Raw genomic sequence first — 19,243 nt, forward strand, 5'->3', positions numbered from 1 at the left:
ACAGATTTTTCCATATGGTTTGATGCTGCTCCGCCAACGGAAATTAAGATACGGATTTGCACAAATCTTTCAGGCGGTACAGTTCTGACAATGCTTCGCGCGGGGTCAGGCTGTCGGGATCGAGTTTCTCCAAGGCTGCTGCCAATATACCTTCAAAATGTTTTTCCTCTGCTTTGTCCACAAAGCTGTCCACATTCGGTTCATCTCCTTTTTCAGACGGCATGGTACTGAAAATATCCAGTTGGGGCTGGTTTGCGGCGGCTTGGTTTTCCAGTCCGTTCAAATGCTTTTGGGCGGATTTCAATGCGCGTACGGGCAGGCCGGCGAGTTTGGCGACGGCGATGCCGTAGCTTTTTCCGGCAGGACCCGGTTGGATTTGGTGCAGGAACACGATGTCCTGTCCCTGTTCTAGCGCGGAAAGGTGCATATTGAATGCGGCGGTGTGGGCTTCGGGCAGGTAGGTCAGCTCGAAATAGTGGGTAGCAAACAGGCTGAAGGATTTGTTTTTTTGCAGCAGGTGTTCGGCGATGGCGTGCGCGAGGGCGAGACCGTCGAAAGTGGAAGTACCACGTCCGACTTCGTCCATTAAAACAAGGCTTTGTTCGGTGGCGTGATGCAGGATGTAGGCGGTTTCGCTCATTTCGACCATGAAGGTGGAGCGGTTGGAGGCGAGGTCGTCCGATGCGCCGATGCGGGTGAAGATTTGATCGATGGGCCCGATTGTGGCGGCATCGGCAGGCACAAAACAGCCGGTGTGTGCCAATAAAACAATCAGCGCGACTTGGCGCATATAGGTGGATTTGCCGCCCATATTGGGTCCGGTGAGCAGCATAAGGCGGTGTTTGTGGTCGAGGTCGGTGTGGTTGGCGGTGAAGTGGCGTACCTGCTGTTCGACAACGGGATGGCGGCCGTTTTCGATGTGGATAACCGGATAGTCAGCAAACTCGGGGCGGACGAAGTTCCGCTCTTTTGACAAGGCTGAAAATGTGGACAACACGTCCAGCGCGGCGGCGGCTTTGGCGGCTTTTTGAAGCTGCGGCAATGCCGTCTGAAGGTTTTTCAATACGCCGTCAAAGAGTTGTTTTTCTAAGGCGAGGGCTTGGTCTTGAGCAGTCAGCACTTTGTCTTCAAAGGCTTTCAGTTCCGGCGTGATGAAGCGTTCGGCGTTTTTGAGGGTTTGCCGGCGTTGGTAGTCGGCAGGTGCTTGTTCGGCTTGGGTTTTGGACAATTCAATGTAAAAGCCGTGAACGCGGTTGAACTCGACTTTGAGTGTGGACAAACCGGTACGTTCGCGTTCCTTGGCTTCCAAATCCAGCAAAAATTCGTCGCCATGGTTTTGAATGCGGCGCAATTCGTCCAGTTCGGGATGAAAACCGTGGTTGATGACATTGCCGTCTTTCAGCCAGACGGAAGGTTCGGGCAAAATGGCTTGGCGGATCTGCTCGGCTGTGGATAGGTTTTCAGGGAAAACGGCTTTGAGGGTTTCTAAGAGACTGCTGTCCTCGGCGGACAATTCGATTTCGGACAGGGCAAACAGGCTGTCGCGCAGGGCGGCGAGGTCGCGCGGGCGGGCGTTGCCCACGGCAATACGGGCGGCGATGCGTTCTATGTCGGCAATGCTTTTCAGACGGCATTGGAGGGGTTCGTATTGCGAACCCAGCGCGGCAACGGCTTCTTGGCGCGCTCGGATGTGGGCGCGGTTGCGTAAAGGGTGGTGCAGCCATAATGCCAACAGGCGGCTGCCCATATGGGTGGCGCAGCCGTCGAGTATGGAAAACAGGGTCGGCGATTTTTTGCCGGAGAGGGTTTGCGTGATTTCGAGATTGCGGCGCGTGGCGGCATCCATGCCGATATATTGGCTGTCGGTTTCGAGCGACAGCCCGTCCAAGTGTTGCGGCATCAGGTTTTGCGTCAGGCGGATATAGTTCAACAGCGCGCCCGCCGCGCCAATCGCAACGGCGTGTTCTTTGCTGTCCAAACCGAAGCCGTGCAAATCTTGGCAGCCGAAATATTCCGTCAGCAGTTTTTCCCCCGCGTCGGCGGCAAACTGCCACGCGTTCAGACGTGTAACACCCGATGCCTTCTGAAGTTGCGGTGCGTTTTTACTGTCCGGCAACAGAATTTCCGCCGCCTGCAGGCGCGCCAGTTCGTCGTTCAACTTATCCACAGTTGTCAGTTTGGTTTTGAATTCGCCGCTTTGCAGCGATGCCCACGCCAAACCGATGTATTTTTTGTCGGGAGACACGGCAACGATGCGGTTGGTTTCCTTGTCTTCCAGCAATGCGGAATCGGTCAGCGTGCCGGGCGTTACGATGCGGACAACTTTGCGTTCCACCGGTCCTTTGCCCGCGCCGACTTCGCCGACCTGTTCGCAAATCGCCACGCTTTTGCCCATCTTCACCAACCGCGCCAGATACTGTTCCGCCGCGTGAAACGGCACGCCCGCCATTTTAATCGGCACGCCGTCCATCTGCCCGCGCGTGGTCAGGGTAATGTCCAGCAGCTTTGCCGCTTCCACTGCGTCATCCAAAAACAGCTCGTAAAAATCGCCCATGCGGTAAAACACCAGTTTGTCGGCATGTTGCGCTTTGATGGCGAGATACTGCTGCATCATCGGGGAAACGGAGGGTTTGGACATGGGGCTGCCTTATCATTAGGAAAACGGTATTGTAGCAAAAGGTTTTGTCTTCGACGGAATGAGACTGACCGTAAGCCTGTCAATAAAGTTGTGGAGATAAATAGGAAAACAGCAAAGTTATCCACAAAAATATCATTAAGTCAAAAAACATCCACGCTTATCTGTCTTATACGGCAAGCCTTAAACTCAAACTTATTTGACAAAAAGGTAATGAAAATATTGGATATTTGCTACTTATACACAAGCAGGTCGGCAATCATCAAAATCATCATTAAAATTTTAAATTCAAATATTGATAATAAAAGTTTTGGAAATCTGTGAAAACAGCAAAATTCATCTATATCAAATAAGCGTCAAGTAGTTGGATGTAATAGTAGAATGTAACTTTATTTCAGAATACAATACAGGCATTGAAATTTCGTTTCATAGCTTGGAGTATAAACATGAGCATTAAAGTAGCGATTAACGGTTTCGGCCGCATCGGCCGTCTGGCATTGCGTCAAATTGAAAAAGCCAAAGGCATCGAAGTCGTCGCCGTCAACGACCTGACCCCTGCCGATATGCTGCTGCACCTTTTCAAATACGATAGCACCCAAGGTCGCTTCCAAGGTACTGCCGAATTGAAAGACGATGCCATCGTAGTGAACGGCAAAGAAATCAAAGTTTTCGCCAATCCGAATCCTGAAGAATTGCCTTGGGGCGAATTGGGCGTAGACGTCGTCCTCGAATGTACCGGCTTCTTTACCAGCAAAACCAAAGCCGAAGCCCACATCCGCGCCGGTGCGCGCAAAGTCGTGATTTCCGCCCCCGGCGGCAATGACGTGAAAACCGTCGTATATGGCGTGAACCAAGACATTTTGGATGGCAGCGAAACCGTCATCTCCGCCGCTTCCTGCACCACCAACTGCCTCGCCCCGATGGCGGCAGTCCTGCAAAAGGAATTCGGTGTAGTCGAAGGCCTGATGACCACCATCCACGCCTACACCGGCGACCAAAACACCCTTGACGCGCCGCACCGCAAAGGCGATTTGCGCCGCGCCCGCGCCGCCGCTCTCAACATCGTGCCCAACAGCACCGGCGCCGCCAAAGCCATCGGTCTGGTTATCCCCGAATTGAACGGCAAACTCGACGGCTCCGCCCAACGCGTCCCCGTCGCAACCGGCTCGCTGACCGAATTGGTTTCCGTCCTCGAACGCACCGTAACCAAAGAAGAAATCAACGCCGCAATGAAAGCCGCCGCCAGCGAATCTTACGGCTACAACGAAGATCAAATCGTTTCTTCCGACGTCGTCGGCATCGAATACGGCTCGCTCTTCGATGCGACCCAAACCCGCGTGATGACCGTGGGCGGTAAACAACTGGTGAAAACCGTTGCCTGGTACGACAACGAAATGTCCTACACCTGCCAACTCGTCCGCACTTTGGAATACTTCGCAGGCAAAATCTAAAAGATTTCGGATTGGGTAAACCAGTCTGTGGATAAGTTAAGAAAAAAGGTCGTCTGAAAACCTAAATCTAGGTTTTCAGACGACCTTTTTTCTTATTGACTAAATAATTATTGCAACATTTTGTTACTTATAGTCCGTTGCTTTATATGTAACAAAAAGGATAATTGCTTTGAATTCGGAGGTTGAAATGGTACTAGAAAAAATTGGAGCAAGAATTCGAGAATTGCGTAAGGCTCAGAATCTAAGCCAAGAAAAATTTGCTTTGAAGGCTGAAATTGATAGGACTTATCTTGCAGGCATTGAACAAGGAAAAAGAAATCTATCCATGAAAAATATGGAGAAAATCATTAATGCTCTAGGAACTACATTCCATCAATTTTTTGAAGATATATAAATTTGTAGATTATAAGTAACAATTGATATAAAATGGAGAGACTAATGTCTAGTTTTATTCAGGCAGAAAGAGATATTCAATCTTATTTTGAAATTGGTCAGGCAGTTTGTTTCAACGGTCAATCATGGTGTGTACAGAACGTAGGTAAACCTACTTGCGGAAACGGCGAACCTAAAACGGATATTTATATTTTATTAAAAAGTGAATCATCTGAAGAAATAAGAGAAATTAAAATTTCATACAAGAAAAGTAATGCTGATTTTGTAGAAAATAAAATTAAAGCAGACCGAGCTGAAATGATTTTTGGAAATAATTGGGCAAAAATTATTCAAAGTTCAACAACAAATATTCGTAGGAAATTTTTAGATAAAAATCTAATTTTTAAAAAAAGCAAGGGTAGGACAGACAATGGATCTATTACGCTTGGTTGGAAGTTTGAACTTGTTAATAAATTAAACGGGGAATTATCAGATAAAGTAGATTTAACTACTGAACAATTATTAGATATTTACGTAGGTAATAATCTAGATGAAGAAAAGAAAAATGCGAGTGTAAATGGGGTAATTATTCCAAACTCTGGTGTTGCGAATTATATTCTGATAGGAGACGAATTTTCGTCTACTGAAGAAATACTGGATAAAATTGTTTCATTAGATGAATATGTTAGGGATAATCCTAATATTTATTTTGCCTGTAAAGCACTTAATTATCGAAGTTTCGAAGATAAATTTGATGGAGATAGACCACTTGCAGTTCAAGTAAAATGGGAAGTTGTTAATGGAAAACTGACTCATGAATTGATTTTTGATAAACCATTTCAATGTAATGGGAATAAAGTTGCGAAACAATTAAAACAATGCCTAATTAACTTAGGTGTTCAAAATACAGATGATTTAAATGATAAAAACACGCAAGATTGTAATATTTTTCAATGAAAGGAACAGATGAAGATAATTAGTTTATTTAGCGGTTGTGGTGGTTTAGATTTAGGCTTTGAAAAAGCAGGATTTGAAGTGCCTGTTGCAAACGAATATGATAAAACCATTTGGTCAACATTTAAGGCTAATCATCCTAAAACACATTTGATTGAAGGCGATATACGCAGTATTAAGGAAGAAGATTTTCCTGATGAAATCGATGGTATTATCGGAGGTCCTCCTTGTCAGTCATGGTCGGAAGCAGGGGCTTTGCGAGGTATTGATGATGAGCGGGGTCAATTGTTTTTCGACTATATTCGTATTTTGAAAAGTAAGCAGCCTAAGTTCTTTTTAGCTGAGAACGTTAGCGGTATGCTTGCAAACCGCCATAATGAAGCGGTACAAAATTTACTGAAAATGTTTGATGAATGTGGGTACGATGTAAGCCTGACTATGGTAAATGCCAAAGATTATGGTGTGGCTCAAGAACGTAAAAGGGTCTTCTATATTGGTTTTCGTAAAGATTTGAAAATCAAATTCTCATTTCCAACAGGTTCGACAGTTAAAGATGGAGATAAGATAACATTGAAGGATATTATTTGGGATTTACAAGATACAGCCGTTCCTGCGGCTTTTCAAAATAAAGCTAATCCTAATGCTATTAATAACAACGAATATTTTATAGGTAGTTTTTCCCCAATTTTTATGAGCAGGAACCGTGTGAAAGCATGGCATGAACAAGCATTTACAGTTCAGGCTTCGGGGCGGCAATGCCAGCTTCATCCACAAGCTCCAAAAATGGAGAAACATGGAGTAAATGACTACCGTTTTGTAGTTGGAAAAGAAGCTCTTTATCGTAGGATGACTGTGCGTGAAGTAGCGAGGGTTCAAGGCTTTCCTGATGATTTTAAATTTATCTATCAAAATATTAATGATGCGTACAAAATGATAGGTAATGCTGTACCTGTTAATTTAGCTTATGAGATTGCGGTAGCAATCAAAAAAGAGTTGATAATTTAAGAAAAGGTCGTCTGAAAATTTTTCAGACGACCTTTTTTAATAGAATTGTGAATAAAATTTCACACAACACTTATCCCAATAACCGTCGCGCGGTTTTCCTCGATTTGAAACCTGACTTCGTAATCCGCAATATTCATCACATAAATCCGTTCGGGAATATCCTGATAGGCGGGGCGCGGGTCTTGGGCAATACTTTGGCTGATGAGTTTTTTCGTGTTTGCAGATAAATTTTCCGCGCCGATGTTTTCCTGCCAAACGACCTCCAATTCTTCGGGTTTGCCGCTGACGAAACCGGATGCGGCATCGGGTTTGGATTCGATAAAGGGGATATAAGGTTTGATGTCCACAATCGGTGTGCCGTCCAGCAGGTCTGCGCCGCTGCAGTAGAGGCGGACGGGTTTGCCGGTTTCGATGCGTTCGAGTCTCAGGAGCGAGAGTCCGAGATGGTTGGGGCGGTGGGGGCTGCGTGTGGCGAATACGCCCATTTTTTGTTTGCCGCCGAGCCGTGGCGGGCGCACCATTTGTACCCAGCCTTCATCTAATACGCCGTGAAAAATAAAACTTATCCACACATAGTCGAAGTGTTCCAGTCCGCGTACGCTGTCTGCGGTAAATTCAGGATTCAGCTCGATGCAGACTTCTGCGGCGGAGACCAAACCGGGCTGGCGGGCGATGCCGAATTTCTGTTTGTAGGGTGAGCGAGCGGCGGCAATGGGGACGATGGTGTAAGTCATGATGATTGTGGATAAGTTTTTCGGAAAAACGCTATCTTATCACAGCCGGTTTTACCGCTTTGGGGTAGTAATTTGTTATAATACAGGGCATTTTAATCGTGTTGAAATAAAGTAGCACAGAATCCTCGTGTCCAAGACGCTCTTAAAAAAGGCATTGGAGTATTGATAAAAAAAAGAAGCATAACGGTTCGCTATAACGAAGAGGGAATCCCGTATATTACACCCAAGTCAGGTTGTTATCTTTCCTTTCAGATCTCACCTATAGGAGGTGAGATTGAAATTTTGGGTAATAAAATCGGATTACAGCTTCTAGCAAGGAGCATCTTAGGTATAGCTAAAATGGAGGAGGTGGATATGACATATCATATCCACCTAGATGAATTGTACTCCTTAAATAAAGAAGGTAAGAGTTTTGTTATTCGTAAAATAGAGAATGACGATCTTAAGTGAAGAAGTAATGAGATGATTGTTTCTATTGATGTTGATGCACAAAAAACGTTTACGCCTTTGTGTCCTAAAGAGCTGCCTGTGAACGAGGGGCATTTGATTGTCGAAGAGTTGAATGCCCAAGCCGCTTTGGCGGATTTGCGCGTGATGACGAAAGATGCGCATCATATGGCGGCGAAATGGCTTGTGGATAACCCTATTGATATGTTGAAACCGACAGGTTTGCCCGATGCGGATTTGACTTGGGTGGCTCATGCGATGGTCGGTACGCGCGGCTATGAATTGTTGGACGGGCTGCCTTCTGTTAAGGAATACGATTATTGCGTTTGGAAAGGCGTTGATCCTGAATTGCATCCTTACGGCGCGTGTTTTCATGATATTGAGGAAAAACTGAGTACAGGGCTGATTGAATGGCTGTGTTGTCAAAATACGGATACAGTCATTGTCGGCGGGTTGGCTACGGATTATTGTGTTAAAACAACGGTTTTGCAGTTGCTCAAAGGTGGCAGTTGGCAGGTTATCGTTAATGAAGCGGCTTGTCGGGGTATTGCGCCGGATACTATCGAAACGGCATGGCAGGAAATGCGTTCTGCCGGTGCAATCATCTTAAAAAACGCTGAAGAAATTAAAAAATATATTAATAATCAATAATTTTAAAAATGTTTCACGTGAAACCCCTTTCCTAAATATGAAAATTTTGCTTGTCCGCTTGTCCAGTATGGGCGATTTAATTCACACTTTGCCTGCAATCGAAGATTTGGCGCAACAATGTCCTGATGTAGAACTGCATTGGCTGTGTGAAGCCGGGTTTGCGGATATTGCGCGCCTGCATCCGTTTGTGAAAAAAATCCATGTGATGAAATGGCGGCAATGGCGCAAACATCTTTTTCAGGCTGAAACTTGGCAGGAAATAGGTCGTCTGAAACAGACTTTGCGGCAGGAAGCATTTGATTTTGTATTGGACAGTCAAGGTCTGATTAAAAGCGCGTGTTTCGCCAAAATGGCAAAATCCCCTATTTATGGTTTGGATAAAAACAGCGCGCGCGAGGGATTTGCTGTGGTTGCGTATGTGAAAACATACGCTGTACCTAAAGGGAAAAATGCTGTTTGGCGCAATCGTGAGCTGTTCGCCCAAGTATTTGGATATGCAATGCCGGAAACACAGGTATTCGGTTTGACCGTTCCCGAAGCAGGTCGTCTGAAAAATTTGGAGCAGCCGTATTATGCGGCTTTGCACGCGACCAGCCGGGACAGTAAGTTATGGCCTGTGGAAAACTGGCGGGCGTTGCTGCAAAAGCTGAATGAAGAACAACAATGCAACATTTACCTGCCATGGGGAAATGAAACTGAAAAAACGCGTGCCGAACAAATTGCAGACGGACTGCCATTTGCCATTGTGTGCGACAAAATGAATTTATTGCAGGCGGCGTATCTGCTGAAACACGCGGTCGGAATTGTCGGTGTGGATACCGGTTTACTGCATTTGGCAAATGCTTTGGAAAAACCTGTGATCGGTATTTATACCGATACCGATCCGATTAAAACAGGCGTTCAAGTTTCGGCTGTTGCAAAAAATTTGGGCAATATCGGGCAGATTCCGACTGCGGATTTGGTTTATCAAACGTTGATGGATTGTGTTGCAGCAGACAAAGGCTAAAGTGTCGTCTGAAACTGATATAACGGCATGGTATTTACAGTTCGTTGAGTGCAGGAATGTATACCCACCAGCCTGAGTAAATGCTTTAAAAATGGTATAATCGGCAAACATTATCTGAAAGATTTCTGAATGAATTCGTTTTTAAGGAAAACGGATTTGATTTTATAGAGAAGAAGGTTTGGCTATCGCTTGATAGCGAGAGTAGCGTTCTTTTTAGGAGAATTCAATGAAAGCACTGGTCGCAGTAAAGCGCGTAGTGGACTACAACGTCAAAGTTCGTGTAAAAGCCAATGGTTCGGATGTGGATATCGGCAATGTCAAAATGTCGATGAATCCGTTTGACGAAATCGCTGTGGAAGAAGCCGTCCGTTTGAAAGAAGCCGGAAAAGTAAGCGAAATCGTAGCGGTTTCTTTGGGCGAAAAGAAATGCGAAGAAACGTTGCGTACAGCTTTGGCGATGGGGGTCGACCGTGCAATTCATGTTGAAACCGATGCGAAATTGGAGCCGCTGGCAGTTGCCAAGTTGCTGAAAGCCGTTGCGGACAAAGAAAATCCACAAATTTTCTTTTTGGGCAAACAAGCGATTGATGATGATGCCAACCAAGTGGCGCAAATGCTGGCTGCTTTGCTGAATGCGGCGCAAGGTACGTTTGCGTCCAAAGTACAAATTGAAGGCGACGAAGTGCAGATCGTGCGGGAAATTGATGGCGGCGAAGAAACCATCGCATTGAAACTGCCTGCTGTTATCAGTGCGGATTTGCGTTTGAACGAGCCGCGCTTTGTCAAACTCCCCAATATTATGGCAGCAAAGAAAAAACCTTTGGAAAAACTGGCTCCTGCTGATTTGGTTGCGGATATTTCACCTCGTCTGAAAACAGTGAAATTCGCCGAACCTAAAGCGCGTCAGGCAGGCGTAAAAGTAGCAAGCGTTGCCGAATTGGTTGAGAAATTGAAAAACGAAGCCAAAGTGATTTGAGGAGACTGAAATGAGCGTATTGATTATTGCTGAACACGACAACAAACAGTTGAATCCTGCCACTTTGCATGCTGTTACCGCTGCCGCTAAACTGGGTAAAGTCGATTTATTGGTTGCCGGAAACGGCGCATCTGCCGTAGTGGAATCCGCGAAACAAGTAGCGGGTGTGGAAAAAGTTTTGGTTGCGGATGCTGCCCATTATGCCGAGGGTTTGGCTGAAGAACTGGCTCCGCTGGTTGTCAAATTGGCAGCGGATTACCGCTATGTTGCAGCAACGGCAACCACATTCGGTAAAAACCTTTTGCCCCGCGTGGCCGCTTTATTAGACGTACCGCAAATTTCTGATTTGACTGAGATTGTGGATAACACGACTTTTGTGCGCCCGATTTATGCAGGTAATGCATTTGAAACCGTGCAAGCTGATACAGAAAAATTGGTGCTGACCTTCCGTGCGACGGCTTTTGACGCAGCGGTGGCGCAAGGTGGTAATGCCGAGGTAATTAATGTTGAAACAACCCCTGCTCAAAACCTGAGCCGTTTTGTGAACCGTCAGCTTTCCCATTCTGATCGTCCTGAATTAACTCAGGCAAAAGTGATTATTTCCGGTGGTCGTGCGTTGGGTAGTGCAGAAAAATTCAATGAAGTGCTGACACCGTTGGCGGATGTTTTAGGTGCGGCAATCGGTGCATCCCGTGCGGCAGTTGATGCCGAATATGCGCCAAACGATGCTCAAGTCGGACAAACCGGTAAAGTGGTTGCGCCGCAACTCTATTTTGCAATCGGTATTTCAGGTGCGATTCAACACGTTGCCGGTATGCAAGATAGTAAGGTGATTGTTGCAATCAATAAAGATGCTGATGCGCCGATTTTCAATGTGGCCGATTACGGATTAGTTGGCGATTTATTTGAAATCGTCCCGCAATTAACAGAAGCATTGAAAAATTGATGTTTCACGTGAAACGTTCAGACGACCTTGTTATTAATGAGGTCGTCTGAAAACATTTCAGCATGATTACGACTTATAAAACCATTACTTCCCCGACGCAGGCTGAGTTTAAAGATAAAGGCAGTCGTTTTATTGTATTTGCCTATCCGATTCGGACGTTGGCTGATGTGAAAAAATACCTCGATCCGTTAAAGGAAGAGCATCATAAAGCACGACACTGGTGCTATGCCTATCGTTTGGGTGTGGATGGTATGCAATTTCGTGCCAACGATGATGGAGAGCCATCAGGAAGTGCTGGACGACCAATTTTGGGGCAGATTGATTCGGTGGGTATCACCGATGTTTTGGTTGTGGTCGTCCGCTATTTTGGTGGTACTTTATTGGGTGTTCCAGGTCTGATACATGCGTACAAAGAGGCGACGGCTCAAGCGTTGGCAGTTGCAGAAGTAGTTGAAAAGAATATTGAAAAAACCGTTTGGCTGAAATGTGAATATCCGTTTTTGAATGAAGCGATACGCATTGCCAAACAATATCAGGTGGATATATTGGAGCAGGATTTGCAGTTGGATTGCCGATTGACGGTAAGTTTGTCGTTGGCAAATTATGAAGTCTGTGTTGCGGCTTGGAAGAATACACGGCAGATTAAAGTAAATACGGAAAAGTCTTTTGAATGAAAAGGTCGTCTGAAAATCCACATCTTAGGGTTTTTAGACGACCTCTTCGCTGATTAATCTTCTTGCGTATATCTGTCCAAGGCATCGACGCTGGAGCGCAAATATAGCCAGGCTAATTGATGGAATTCGCCAAGCGCGTTCCATAGTGCATCTTCACTCATAATGCTGTATTCGCCTTTCGTACTTAAATCCAGTTCTGCCCCGTCTTCAATAGCCTGATGACACGCCTGATACTCGTGGGTATAGAAATTGTCCATATCTCGAATTAAAGCGACGGCATGTTTCCAACGCAGGATGTCTTCTTCCAATTGCGGTAGTAAATGACACCATTCGCGGTATTTGCTTTGGATTTCATCAATACGTTTTTGCATAGCTACTTGTCCTTTTTCAATTTTGTGGATAAGTTAAGTTAAATAGGTTGGTATAGTGGAGTGAGGCGGTCTTTGTTTGATTCCACTAAAATTTCTTCAAACGGGACAATAGTCCCTTTATGTCGAGTTTTCGTTAAAAGTATATATTTGTCAAGGAGATGGCATGAAACTGCTGGTTATCGGTAATGGCGGTCGCGAACACGCGCTGGCTTGGAAATTGGCGCAGTCGCCCAAAGTGGAAACAGTATTTGTTGCACCCGGTAATGCCGGTACGGCGATTGAACCTAAGTTGCAAAACATCGCCTTGATCGCGCATCGGGATTTGATTGAATTCTGTCGTAAAGAAAATATTACTTTTACCGTCGTCGGTCCTGAAGCACCTTTGGCGGCAGGTGTTGTGGATGATTTCCGTGCCGTAGGACTGAAAATATTTGGTCCGACACGATATGCGGCGCAGTTGGAGAGTTCTAAAGATTTCGCCAAAGTATTTATGGCGAAATACAACATTCCGACCGCGCAATATCAAACCTTTGAAAACGCTGATGCTGCACATGATTACGTCAATCAGAAAGGTGCGCCCATCGTCATCAAAGCCGATGGTTTGGCGGCAGGCAAAGGCGTGATTGTGGCGATGACTTTGGATGAAGCGCATGCTGCCATTGACGATATGCTGCTGGGCAACAAAATGGGCAATGCCGGCGCGCGTGTTGTGATTGAAGATTTCCTGCAAGGTGAAGAAGCGAGCTTTATCGTTATGGTTGATGGCAATCATGTATTGCCTATGGCGACCAGCCAAGATCACAAGCGTCTTTTAGACGGCGACAAAGGCCCGAATACGGGCGGTATGGGTGCGTACAGTCCCGCGCCTGTGGTAACGCCTGCTGTGTACGAGCGCGCGATGAACGAGATTATTTTGCCGACCGTGGCGGGTATGAAAGCGGAAGGGCATGAGTTTACCGGCTTCCTGTACGCAGGTTTGATGATTGATCAAAGCGGCACACCCTATACGATTGAGTTTAACTGCCGTTTCGGCGATCCCGAAACCCAGCCTATTATGAGCCGTCTGAACAGCAACTTGGCGGATTTGGTCGAAGCAGCAATAGACGGCAAACTCGATAGTGTAACCGCAGAATGGGACCCGCAAACTGCCGTAGGCGTGGTGCTGGCGGCACAAAATTATCCCGAAACGCCTAAAAAAGGCGATGTTATTTCCGGTTTGGATGCTGCCAACCAAGTAGGCAAAGTTTTCCATGCTGGCACAATGGCAAACGATAAAGGCGACGTATTGACCAACGGCGGACGCGTATTGTGTGTCGTAGGATTGGGCGACGATGTGGCGCAAGCCAAAGCCAAGGCGTATAGCGCATTGGAAAAAATCAGCTTCGACGGGATGCAATACCGTAAAGACATTGCCGATAAAGCGATTAACCGTTAATTAGAAAGAGGATGATGCCGTCTGAAGCCAAGTGACTGATACGCTTCAGACGGCATTTGATATTATGTTATTTCCGAGAATTATCGCAGCATCAGCGCAACGTAAGTTAAGCGTTTATTTGAAAAAAGGCGGTTTGGTCGCTTATCCGACCGAATCTTGTTATGGCTTGGGGTGTCTTCCGACATTAGCCAAAGCACTCAGTAAGTTGGTGCATTTGAAAAAAAGGCCGCAACACAAGGGTATGATTGTCATCGGGAATCAATTTGAACAGTTGCAGCCTTTACTTCAAATGCCGTCTGAAAATCTGCAGGCTATGCTTAGAAAAGAATGGCCCGCCCCTAAAACGTTCCTATTATCCGCCAAATCATGCGTATTACCTGCGTTGCGCGGGAAGAGGCGCAGCAAGCTTGCGGTTAGAGTGCCCGATCATACAGGTGCAAGGCGTTTGTGTCAGGCATTGGGTATGCCTTTGGTTTCCACTTCATGTAATCGGGCGGGCAAACGCGCGTGTCGGACGGAGAGGGAGGTTAGAAGGCAGTTCGGACGCGATGTATGGATTGTCGGTGGGAGAATCGGCAGGCAGAAATCGCCGAGTCAGATTATTGACGGGGAAACAGGTAAACGTTTGCGTTAGATATGGGTACTTGAATGAAAACTTTTTTGCATACACAAAGAAAAAATTTTTCGGATGGTATTTCTCTACATGATTGTTATTGCACAGAGATAAAGGTAGAAGGACACAACGTCTGCTTTGATTTTGAGGACGGTTTTATCGTTCTGAACAACAATCCAAACAATCAAGTGGGAAAGCATCTGAAAACAGATTTTTCCCGTGTTGTTTTAACCCATGAAAATGAAAACGCCGAAGACGATTATTTGGTCGATATTTTTGAAGACATCGTCTTTTTAGGGAAACGTTTGTTTACGGTCAGAAAATTTCTTGATCTTTCTGAATTGCTTGAGATGGTCAATGCACAAGGCTATTTTCTTGAATTTCTGTATCTGTATGAGTGTATCGGTGTCAAAACAAGCGATTATTTTTTAGAGGCTGTGTTGGTTACGGGACGGAGCCGGGAATGCAAAAAATGCTTTATCAAAATTATGGGGGCAAGCAGTTTTGTGTATCAATGGAACAATTTACGTTTGGATAATGAAATTGTATAGCGGGTTTATATTTCGGATGGAAGCCGGTTTAAAAAAATAATGTGGATAATTTCAGGGATAACTTTTCAGGGAATGGCAAAATGCCGTCTGAAATGCTGATATTTCAGTATTTCAGACGGCATTTTTATAATAAGGCTTATGGATAAGTTTGTGTATAAGTTGAAATCAGAGTTTTTTCCCGCATACGGTTTCATATTGTTTTTCAGTTAATGTCCCGGACAGGATGCTCATCGGGCGGAGGGAAGAGGCTGTGTAGCTTTGTGTGGAAATTTCTGTGTTTTTTGTATCAAACAACTGTAGCGAACTTAAGCGGTATGTTTTGTTGTTGCAGTGGATTTCCCACTCGGCAATGGCAGTCTTGTATGCGGGGGTGTTGGCAAAACGTTCTTGTTTTAGATTGGTAACAACTTTTTTATCTTGGAAAATCATCAGATTTCCGTTTTTTCTCACGCTGTCTTTATTGATATATGTATGAATATTGCCGTTTGAGATTGTGCCGATATTTTCCCATCGGGCAGACTTGTCCGGTGTGCTGCAGGCGGTTAGCAATATAGGGAGTAAAACGAAAGATAGGAAGATTGGGCGCATTGGGGTTTCCTTAATCATTGAAATCTGCTCATTCAGAAAGAACGGGTTGGGCGGGAGGGATAATGCCGTCTGTAAAATGAGGTAAATATAGCAAATTGATGCAGCCTTCGTGTTTTACGTATTTATATATTCCGTATGGGGAATATGCTGCTTTTGAAGTGTGTATTATGGATGAACTGCCGATAACAGTAAATCGGTTTGATTTGTTTCCGTCAGCTTATGCCGTCTGAAGCCCTTTCAGACGGCATTTATTTTGAAGTTCTGGTTGTTTTTGCCAGTGATATTTTGATGGTTTGAAGCTGTCTTTTATATTCCCGGCAATGCGGGCAGAACAGCAGGTGTGTGTATATGGAAATCTTCTCGCCCGGGGTGGTTTCCCGTTCCTGATGTTTGGAAAGAAGCAGGGCAATATCGCGGCATTTTTTCATAACGGTTACTTCGGGTTTTCTTGGTTGAACCATTTGATTTGCAGGCATTGGCGCAATGATTCTCGGGCGCGGTGCATAATGGTGTGGTAGTTGGCTGTACTGATACCGCACATTTGTTGTATTTCGTTGGATGAAAAACCGAGTATTTCCTTCAGGGTGAATACCCGTGCGGTGTTTTCAGGAAGGTTGTATAGGCAGCTTTGCAGAATTTTTTGAAATTCGTTGTTATTTAATGATTTTTCCGGAGTGTTCCAATGTTGAGGCTGCCCTTCCGGCGTCCAATGCCCGTTTTGGGAAAAATAGCTTTCAAATGCTTCATCCAGCAGTTCGTCATCTAGTGCGGTAAAGACTTTCCTTTGCCTCCCGATTTGACGTAATGCGTCAATAATTTTGTTTTTCAATATGGCAAAAAGCCAGCTGTTGACAAGCGCCCTGCCTTGAAAACTGTCGCCTGCGCTGTATGCGGACAGCAATGTTTCCTGCACTAAATCTTCAGCCAAATCAGGGTGGTCGGGCAATTGGAGCCGCGCAAAATGCAGAAGCAGTTTGCGCGACTCCATTAATTCGGCATCGGTCAGGTCGGGTAGCGGCATAGTATCGGGAACAAGGTAATTTTATGCGGATAGATAGTTTTAGCCCGGGGAATTGCCTTCCATATTTTCGGATATGGCGGACAAAGAGGGGATGATAATCCTTTGTTCAATCCAGCCTGACCATTTCCCAAGCAAAATATTTTTCCAATTATCGGCTTCGGGCATAAATTCGACAAGGGTATGGGTAAGGGTGTCAAACGAAAGTGCGGAAGCCCCCATTATCTCCAGCAGCATAATATCGAAGCCGTCCAATGTTTGGTACATTACATCATCTTCGGCGTTTCGCCATATTAACAAGGCTGTTTCCGCTTCCTGCAAATCATCGGTAACATCATATCGATATTGCCGGATAAAGGCCGCTGGGGAGGGCGTGTATTTGCTGTGATTTGAATAATGAATATCGGGAATATCCGGAATTTGTGCAACTTCTGCCAGCAATTGGGTATATTCAAAATCCATCAGTGCCAAAATGCCGTCTGAAAGTGGCAGGCTTTGGCAATATTGTAGGAACTCGCCGGGGATTTCTTGAAAATAGGGCGTTTGGGCGTGCGCGTCGCGGACGAAACCTTCCTTCAGACGGCCCCATTCTTCGCTGTCAAAGTATTGCAGCGTTTCGGTATAGCAGCGGTCGATAAAGCTGTGGATATTGTTGCGTATCAGGCGGATATAGACGTTCAGTCGGTCCTGCGGCAGGCCGTCTGCGGCTTCGCCCCCGCGTATGGCTTGGGCGAAACGGTGCTGGTATTGGGCGGAGGTTTCAGGCTGCACGGCGGTATTCCTTTCCGGCACGCGTTTGATAATCGGCGATTTTGGCGACTTCGGCTTCGAGTTCGGCAAAAGGCGGAAAATTGAAATCGCGTTCCAACAGGGTGGGCGGAATCGTCGGCAGCTTGGCATAGGCAAGTTCAAGCAAGTCCCAAACGGTCGGTAAAACTGCCGCGCCGTGGGTATCAATCAACAATTCGGGATTTTCGGCATCGTGTCCGGCGATGTGGATGTAGCACACGCGCCCTGCGTCAACGTTTTCCAAAAAAGCCTCCGGCGACAGCAGACCGTGATTGACGGCGTTGACGTAGATATTGTTCACGTCCAGATGAATGCCGCAATCGGCCTCGCGTGCAACCGCGTTGAGGAACTCGACCTCGTTCATCTCGGCAAGCGGAGAATGCAGGTAGTAGGACGTGTTTTCCACGGCGATGCGGCAGCCCAAACGGTCTTGCACTTCGCGGATACGCCGCGCCGTATGATGCACCATTTCTTCAGTGAAAGGCAGCGGCAACAAATCGTAAAGATGACCGCCGTCGTGGCAGTAGCTCAAATGGTCGGAGAAAAACGTACAGTCGTAACGGCGCATCATTTCTTTGATGCCGTCTATCAAATCAGTATCCAGCGGGGCTTGCCCGCCCAGCGACATAGACAATCCGTGCAACGCCAGCGGCAGCCGTTCCGCCACGCGGTCAAACTGTTTGCGTGCCCTGCCGCCCATTTTCAGCCAATTTTCCGGTGCGGCTTCGATAAAGCATATCGGGCTGTTTTCGGAAAGCGAGAGAAAGTCTTCCGCCAAGTCGCGGCGGTAGCCCAAGCCTGTGTGTTGAATCATATTTTTACCCGGTTCGGATGGCACAAAAGAATAATGTGCTGGTTTAAAAAAATCTTTGTTTGCTGTTAAAAAAGCCGCATTTTATCGAAAAACGCGGCTTGGGTTGAAGGGGCGGTATTATTTAGAACCGCATTTGCCTTCGCCGCATTTGCCTTCGGCAGATTTGGCTTTGGCTTTAGATGCCTTAGCGTGTTTGTGGGCTTTTTTTACGGTTGCACCGCATTTGCCCTCGCCGCATTTGCCTTCTCCTGCTTTAGAAGCAGCCGCGCCGCACGAACCTTCGGCAGATTTGGACGCGCCGCAAGAGCCTTGGGCGGATTTTTGAACGCCTGTTGCGTTGCTTGCCGGTTTGTCGGCGGCAACGGCACCGGCAGCCAAAGACAGGGATAAAGCACCGGCGAGTGCGGCAGCAATGTTTTTGTTCATTTCTATTTCCTTTTCAGAATATCAAGTTAACGAGATAAGGTTGGAATGTTTAAAGTCAGATTCCACGACTGAATCAATCTTGTTTCAGACGGCATCGGGGGCAAAACCGTTTTTTCAGCAGCGTATCCAGCGACCATCCGCCCGCACCCTGCAAAAGCAACGGGATTAATACCACGATATAAATTAAAGCCATTTTATAACCGTTGTCGCAGACATTGTAACCCGAACCGGCGTGAACCGCAGCCCAAGCGACGGCGGTAACGACCATCAGCCCCAATGCCGACAGGCGCGTTGCCAAACCCAAAAGCAACAGTACGGGCAGCAAAAGCTCCGCATACATCGCGAGATTCCAGTTTAACGCGTCCGGCAGCAAGTTGAACGGGAATGGGAATTGATCGTTGATTTCGGAAAACCAATTCTCCCCGTTCCATTTTTGCAAACCCGATTCCAAAAATTCATATGCGGCAAACAGACGCAAAACCAGCATAGCGGATGCCGTCTGCCAAGTTGTTCCGATTTTCATAAGTGTTCCTGTTTTTGGTTCTGTTGATACCCCGTTAGACGGATTTTGTCGGAAAAACTGACACTCGGCAGCCAATAATTTAACAAGTTAATGAATATAAAGATAAAGTATTTTGATGGGAAGAAAGGAAAAAAGGCGGGTTATTTAGATAACGGCGGTGTTGTGAGATAATTCTCGCCTTGGACGGTATGCTTTTAAATACAATTTCCGTAAAGGAAAAAAAGAAAATATTAATTTTGATGATGACTTAACAAAGCCCCTTTC

The 19,243-nt window shown here is 46.1% G+C and carries 23 protein-coding genes; 13 read left to right on the top strand and 10 right to left on the bottom strand.

All coding sequences use genetic code 11. The features are described from left to right. Positions 1-43: 43 nt before the first annotated feature. Positions 44-2,638 (bottom strand): DNA mismatch repair protein MutS, encoded by a 2,595-nt coding sequence (mutS, locus tag Q3O06_RS01260; RefSeq protein ID WP_301817197.1) that lies wholly within the window; start codon positions 2,636-2,638, stop codon positions 44-46. Between the two features lie 443 nt (positions 2,639-3,081). On the opposite strand from mutS, the gene gap reads away from it, so the two are divergent. From gap to Q3O06_RS01280, 4 genes are all read left to right on the top strand, one after another. After that, entirely contained in the window at positions 3,082-4,086 is a 1,005-nt protein-coding gene (gap, locus tag Q3O06_RS01265; protein WP_301817198.1) for a type I glyceraldehyde-3-phosphate dehydrogenase, read from the top strand. 187 nt (positions 4,087-4,273) lie between these two features. Next, a complete protein-coding gene (locus Q3O06_RS01270; protein ID WP_003749495.1) occupies positions 4,274-4,480 on the top strand; it encodes a helix-turn-helix domain-containing protein in 207 nt (68 codons plus the stop codon). A 44-nt stretch (positions 4,481-4,524) separates the two neighbouring features. Then, entirely contained in the window at positions 4,525-5,415 is an 891-nt protein-coding gene (locus tag Q3O06_RS01275; RefSeq protein WP_301817200.1) for a hypothetical protein, read from the top strand. Between the two features lie 9 nt (positions 5,416-5,424). Then, positions 5,425-6,417: a DNA cytosine methyltransferase gene (locus Q3O06_RS01280; RefSeq protein ID WP_301817201.1), complete on the top strand. Its 993-nt coding sequence runs from the start codon at positions 5,425-5,427 to the stop codon at positions 6,415-6,417. Between the two features lie 59 nt (positions 6,418-6,476). Here the strand turns inward: Q3O06_RS01280 and tsaA are convergent, their stop codons facing one another. Further along, complete coding sequence (gene tsaA / locus Q3O06_RS01285; RefSeq protein ID WP_301817203.1) at positions 6,477-7,151, bottom strand: tRNA (N6-threonylcarbamoyladenosine(37)-N6)-methyltransferase TrmO; 675 nt, start codon at positions 7,149-7,151, stop codon at positions 6,477-6,479. Positions 7,152-7,433: 282 nt separating this feature from the next. On the opposite strand from tsaA, the gene Q3O06_RS11205 reads away from it, so the two are divergent. From Q3O06_RS11205 to Q3O06_RS01310, 6 genes are all read left to right on the top strand, one after another. Continuing rightward, positions 7,434-7,601 (top strand): Imm32 family immunity protein, encoded by a 168-nt coding sequence (locus Q3O06_RS11205; protein ID WP_432758151.1) that lies wholly within the window; start codon positions 7,434-7,436, stop codon positions 7,599-7,601. Between the two features lie 12 nt (positions 7,602-7,613). Further along, positions 7,614-8,249, top strand: coding sequence for a nicotinamidase (locus Q3O06_RS01290; protein ID WP_301817205.1), 636 nt, complete (start codon positions 7,614-7,616; stop codon positions 8,247-8,249). 37 nt (positions 8,250-8,286) lie between these two features. Next, a complete protein-coding gene (gene waaC, locus Q3O06_RS01295; protein WP_301817206.1) occupies positions 8,287-9,255 on the top strand; it encodes a lipopolysaccharide heptosyltransferase I in 969 nt (322 codons plus the stop codon). Between the two features lie 226 nt (positions 9,256-9,481). Beyond that, the gene (locus Q3O06_RS01300; protein WP_301817208.1) at positions 9,482-10,231 is read left to right on the top strand and encodes an electron transfer flavoprotein subunit beta/FixA family protein; all 750 of its coding nucleotides are present in this window, start codon (positions 9,482-9,484) and stop codon (positions 10,229-10,231) included. A 10-nt stretch (positions 10,232-10,241) separates the two neighbouring features. Then, positions 10,242-11,177: an electron transfer flavoprotein subunit alpha/FixB family protein gene (locus tag Q3O06_RS01305; protein WP_301817209.1), complete on the top strand. Its 936-nt coding sequence runs from the start codon at positions 10,242-10,244 to the stop codon at positions 11,175-11,177. Positions 11,178-11,239: 62 nt separating this feature from the next. Further along, positions 11,240-11,851, top strand: a complete 612-nt coding sequence (locus tag Q3O06_RS01310) for an IMPACT family protein (RefSeq protein WP_301817210.1) — start codon at positions 11,240-11,242, stop codon at positions 11,849-11,851. Between the two features lie 53 nt (positions 11,852-11,904). On the opposite strand, the gene Q3O06_RS01315 is transcribed toward Q3O06_RS01310, so the two are convergent. After that, positions 11,905-12,222, bottom strand: a complete 318-nt coding sequence (locus Q3O06_RS01315; RefSeq protein ID WP_301817211.1) for a DUF4298 domain-containing protein — start codon at positions 12,220-12,222, stop codon at positions 11,905-11,907. Positions 12,223-12,385: 163 nt separating this feature from the next. On the opposite strand from Q3O06_RS01315, the gene purD reads away from it, so the two are divergent. Genes purD through Q3O06_RS01330 form a run of 3 tightly spaced genes read left to right on the top strand, consistent with a single transcriptional unit; the run spans position 12,386 to position 14,821 of the window. After that, positions 12,386-13,657 carry a phosphoribosylamine--glycine ligase gene (gene purD, locus Q3O06_RS01320; protein WP_301817212.1) on the top strand — a complete coding sequence of 424 codons (1,272 nt, stop codon included), beginning with the start codon at positions 12,386-12,388 and terminating at the stop codon, positions 13,655-13,657. 31 nt (positions 13,658-13,688) lie between these two features. Continuing rightward, entirely contained in the window at positions 13,689-14,291 is a 603-nt protein-coding gene (locus Q3O06_RS01325) for an L-threonylcarbamoyladenylate synthase (RefSeq protein ID WP_301817213.1), read from the top strand. 14 nt (positions 14,292-14,305) lie between these two features. Continuing rightward, positions 14,306-14,821 (top strand): hypothetical protein, encoded by a 516-nt coding sequence (locus Q3O06_RS01330; RefSeq protein ID WP_301817214.1) that lies wholly within the window; start codon positions 14,306-14,308, stop codon positions 14,819-14,821. Positions 14,822-14,986: 165 nt separating this feature from the next. On the opposite strand, the gene Q3O06_RS01335 is transcribed toward Q3O06_RS01330, so the two are convergent. The 7 genes from Q3O06_RS01335 to Q3O06_RS01365 all read right to left on the bottom strand — a co-directional run bounded on the left by Q3O06_RS01335 (position 14,987) and on the right by Q3O06_RS01365 (position 18,979). Next, positions 14,987-15,427: a surface-adhesin E family protein gene (locus tag Q3O06_RS01335; RefSeq protein ID WP_003710766.1), complete on the bottom strand. Its 441-nt coding sequence runs from the start codon at positions 15,425-15,427 to the stop codon at positions 14,987-14,989. 230 nt (positions 15,428-15,657) lie between these two features. Further along, the gene (locus Q3O06_RS01340; protein WP_301817216.1) at positions 15,658-15,837 is read right to left on the bottom strand and encodes a zf-HC2 domain-containing protein; all 180 of its coding nucleotides are present in this window, start codon (positions 15,835-15,837) and stop codon (positions 15,658-15,660) included. Between the two features lie 5 nt (positions 15,838-15,842). Then, on the bottom strand, positions 15,843-16,430 hold the full coding sequence (locus Q3O06_RS01345; RefSeq protein ID WP_301817218.1) for a sigma-70 family RNA polymerase sigma factor: 588 nt from the start codon (positions 16,428-16,430) through the stop codon (positions 15,843-15,845). Positions 16,431-16,469: 39 nt separating this feature from the next. Further along, on the bottom strand, positions 16,470-17,198 hold the full coding sequence (locus Q3O06_RS01350) for an HvfC family RiPP maturation protein (protein ID WP_301817219.1): 729 nt from the start codon (positions 17,196-17,198) through the stop codon (positions 16,470-16,472). Next, positions 17,188-18,030, bottom strand: a complete 843-nt coding sequence (locus Q3O06_RS01355; protein WP_301817221.1) for an HvfB family MNIO-type RiPP peptide maturase — start codon at positions 18,028-18,030, stop codon at positions 17,188-17,190. The genes Q3O06_RS01350 and Q3O06_RS01355 overlap by 11 nt, the downstream gene beginning before the upstream one ends. A gap of 117 nt (positions 18,031-18,147) precedes the next feature. Further along, positions 18,148-18,456: an HvfA family oxazolone/thioamide-modified RiPP metallophore gene (locus Q3O06_RS01360; protein ID WP_107819792.1), complete on the bottom strand. Its 309-nt coding sequence runs from the start codon at positions 18,454-18,456 to the stop codon at positions 18,148-18,150. A gap of 73 nt (positions 18,457-18,529) precedes the next feature. After that, complete coding sequence (locus Q3O06_RS01365) at positions 18,530-18,979, bottom strand: HvfX family Cu-binding RiPP maturation protein (RefSeq protein WP_003710760.1); 450 nt, start codon at positions 18,977-18,979, stop codon at positions 18,530-18,532. Between the last annotated feature and the right edge of the window lie 264 nt (positions 18,980-19,243).

Origin of the sequence: Neisseria maigaei (genome assembly GCF_958267405.1) — a bacterium.
Taxonomy (GTDB): Bacteria; Pseudomonadota; Gammaproteobacteria; order Burkholderiales; family Neisseriaceae; genus Neisseria; species Neisseria bergeri.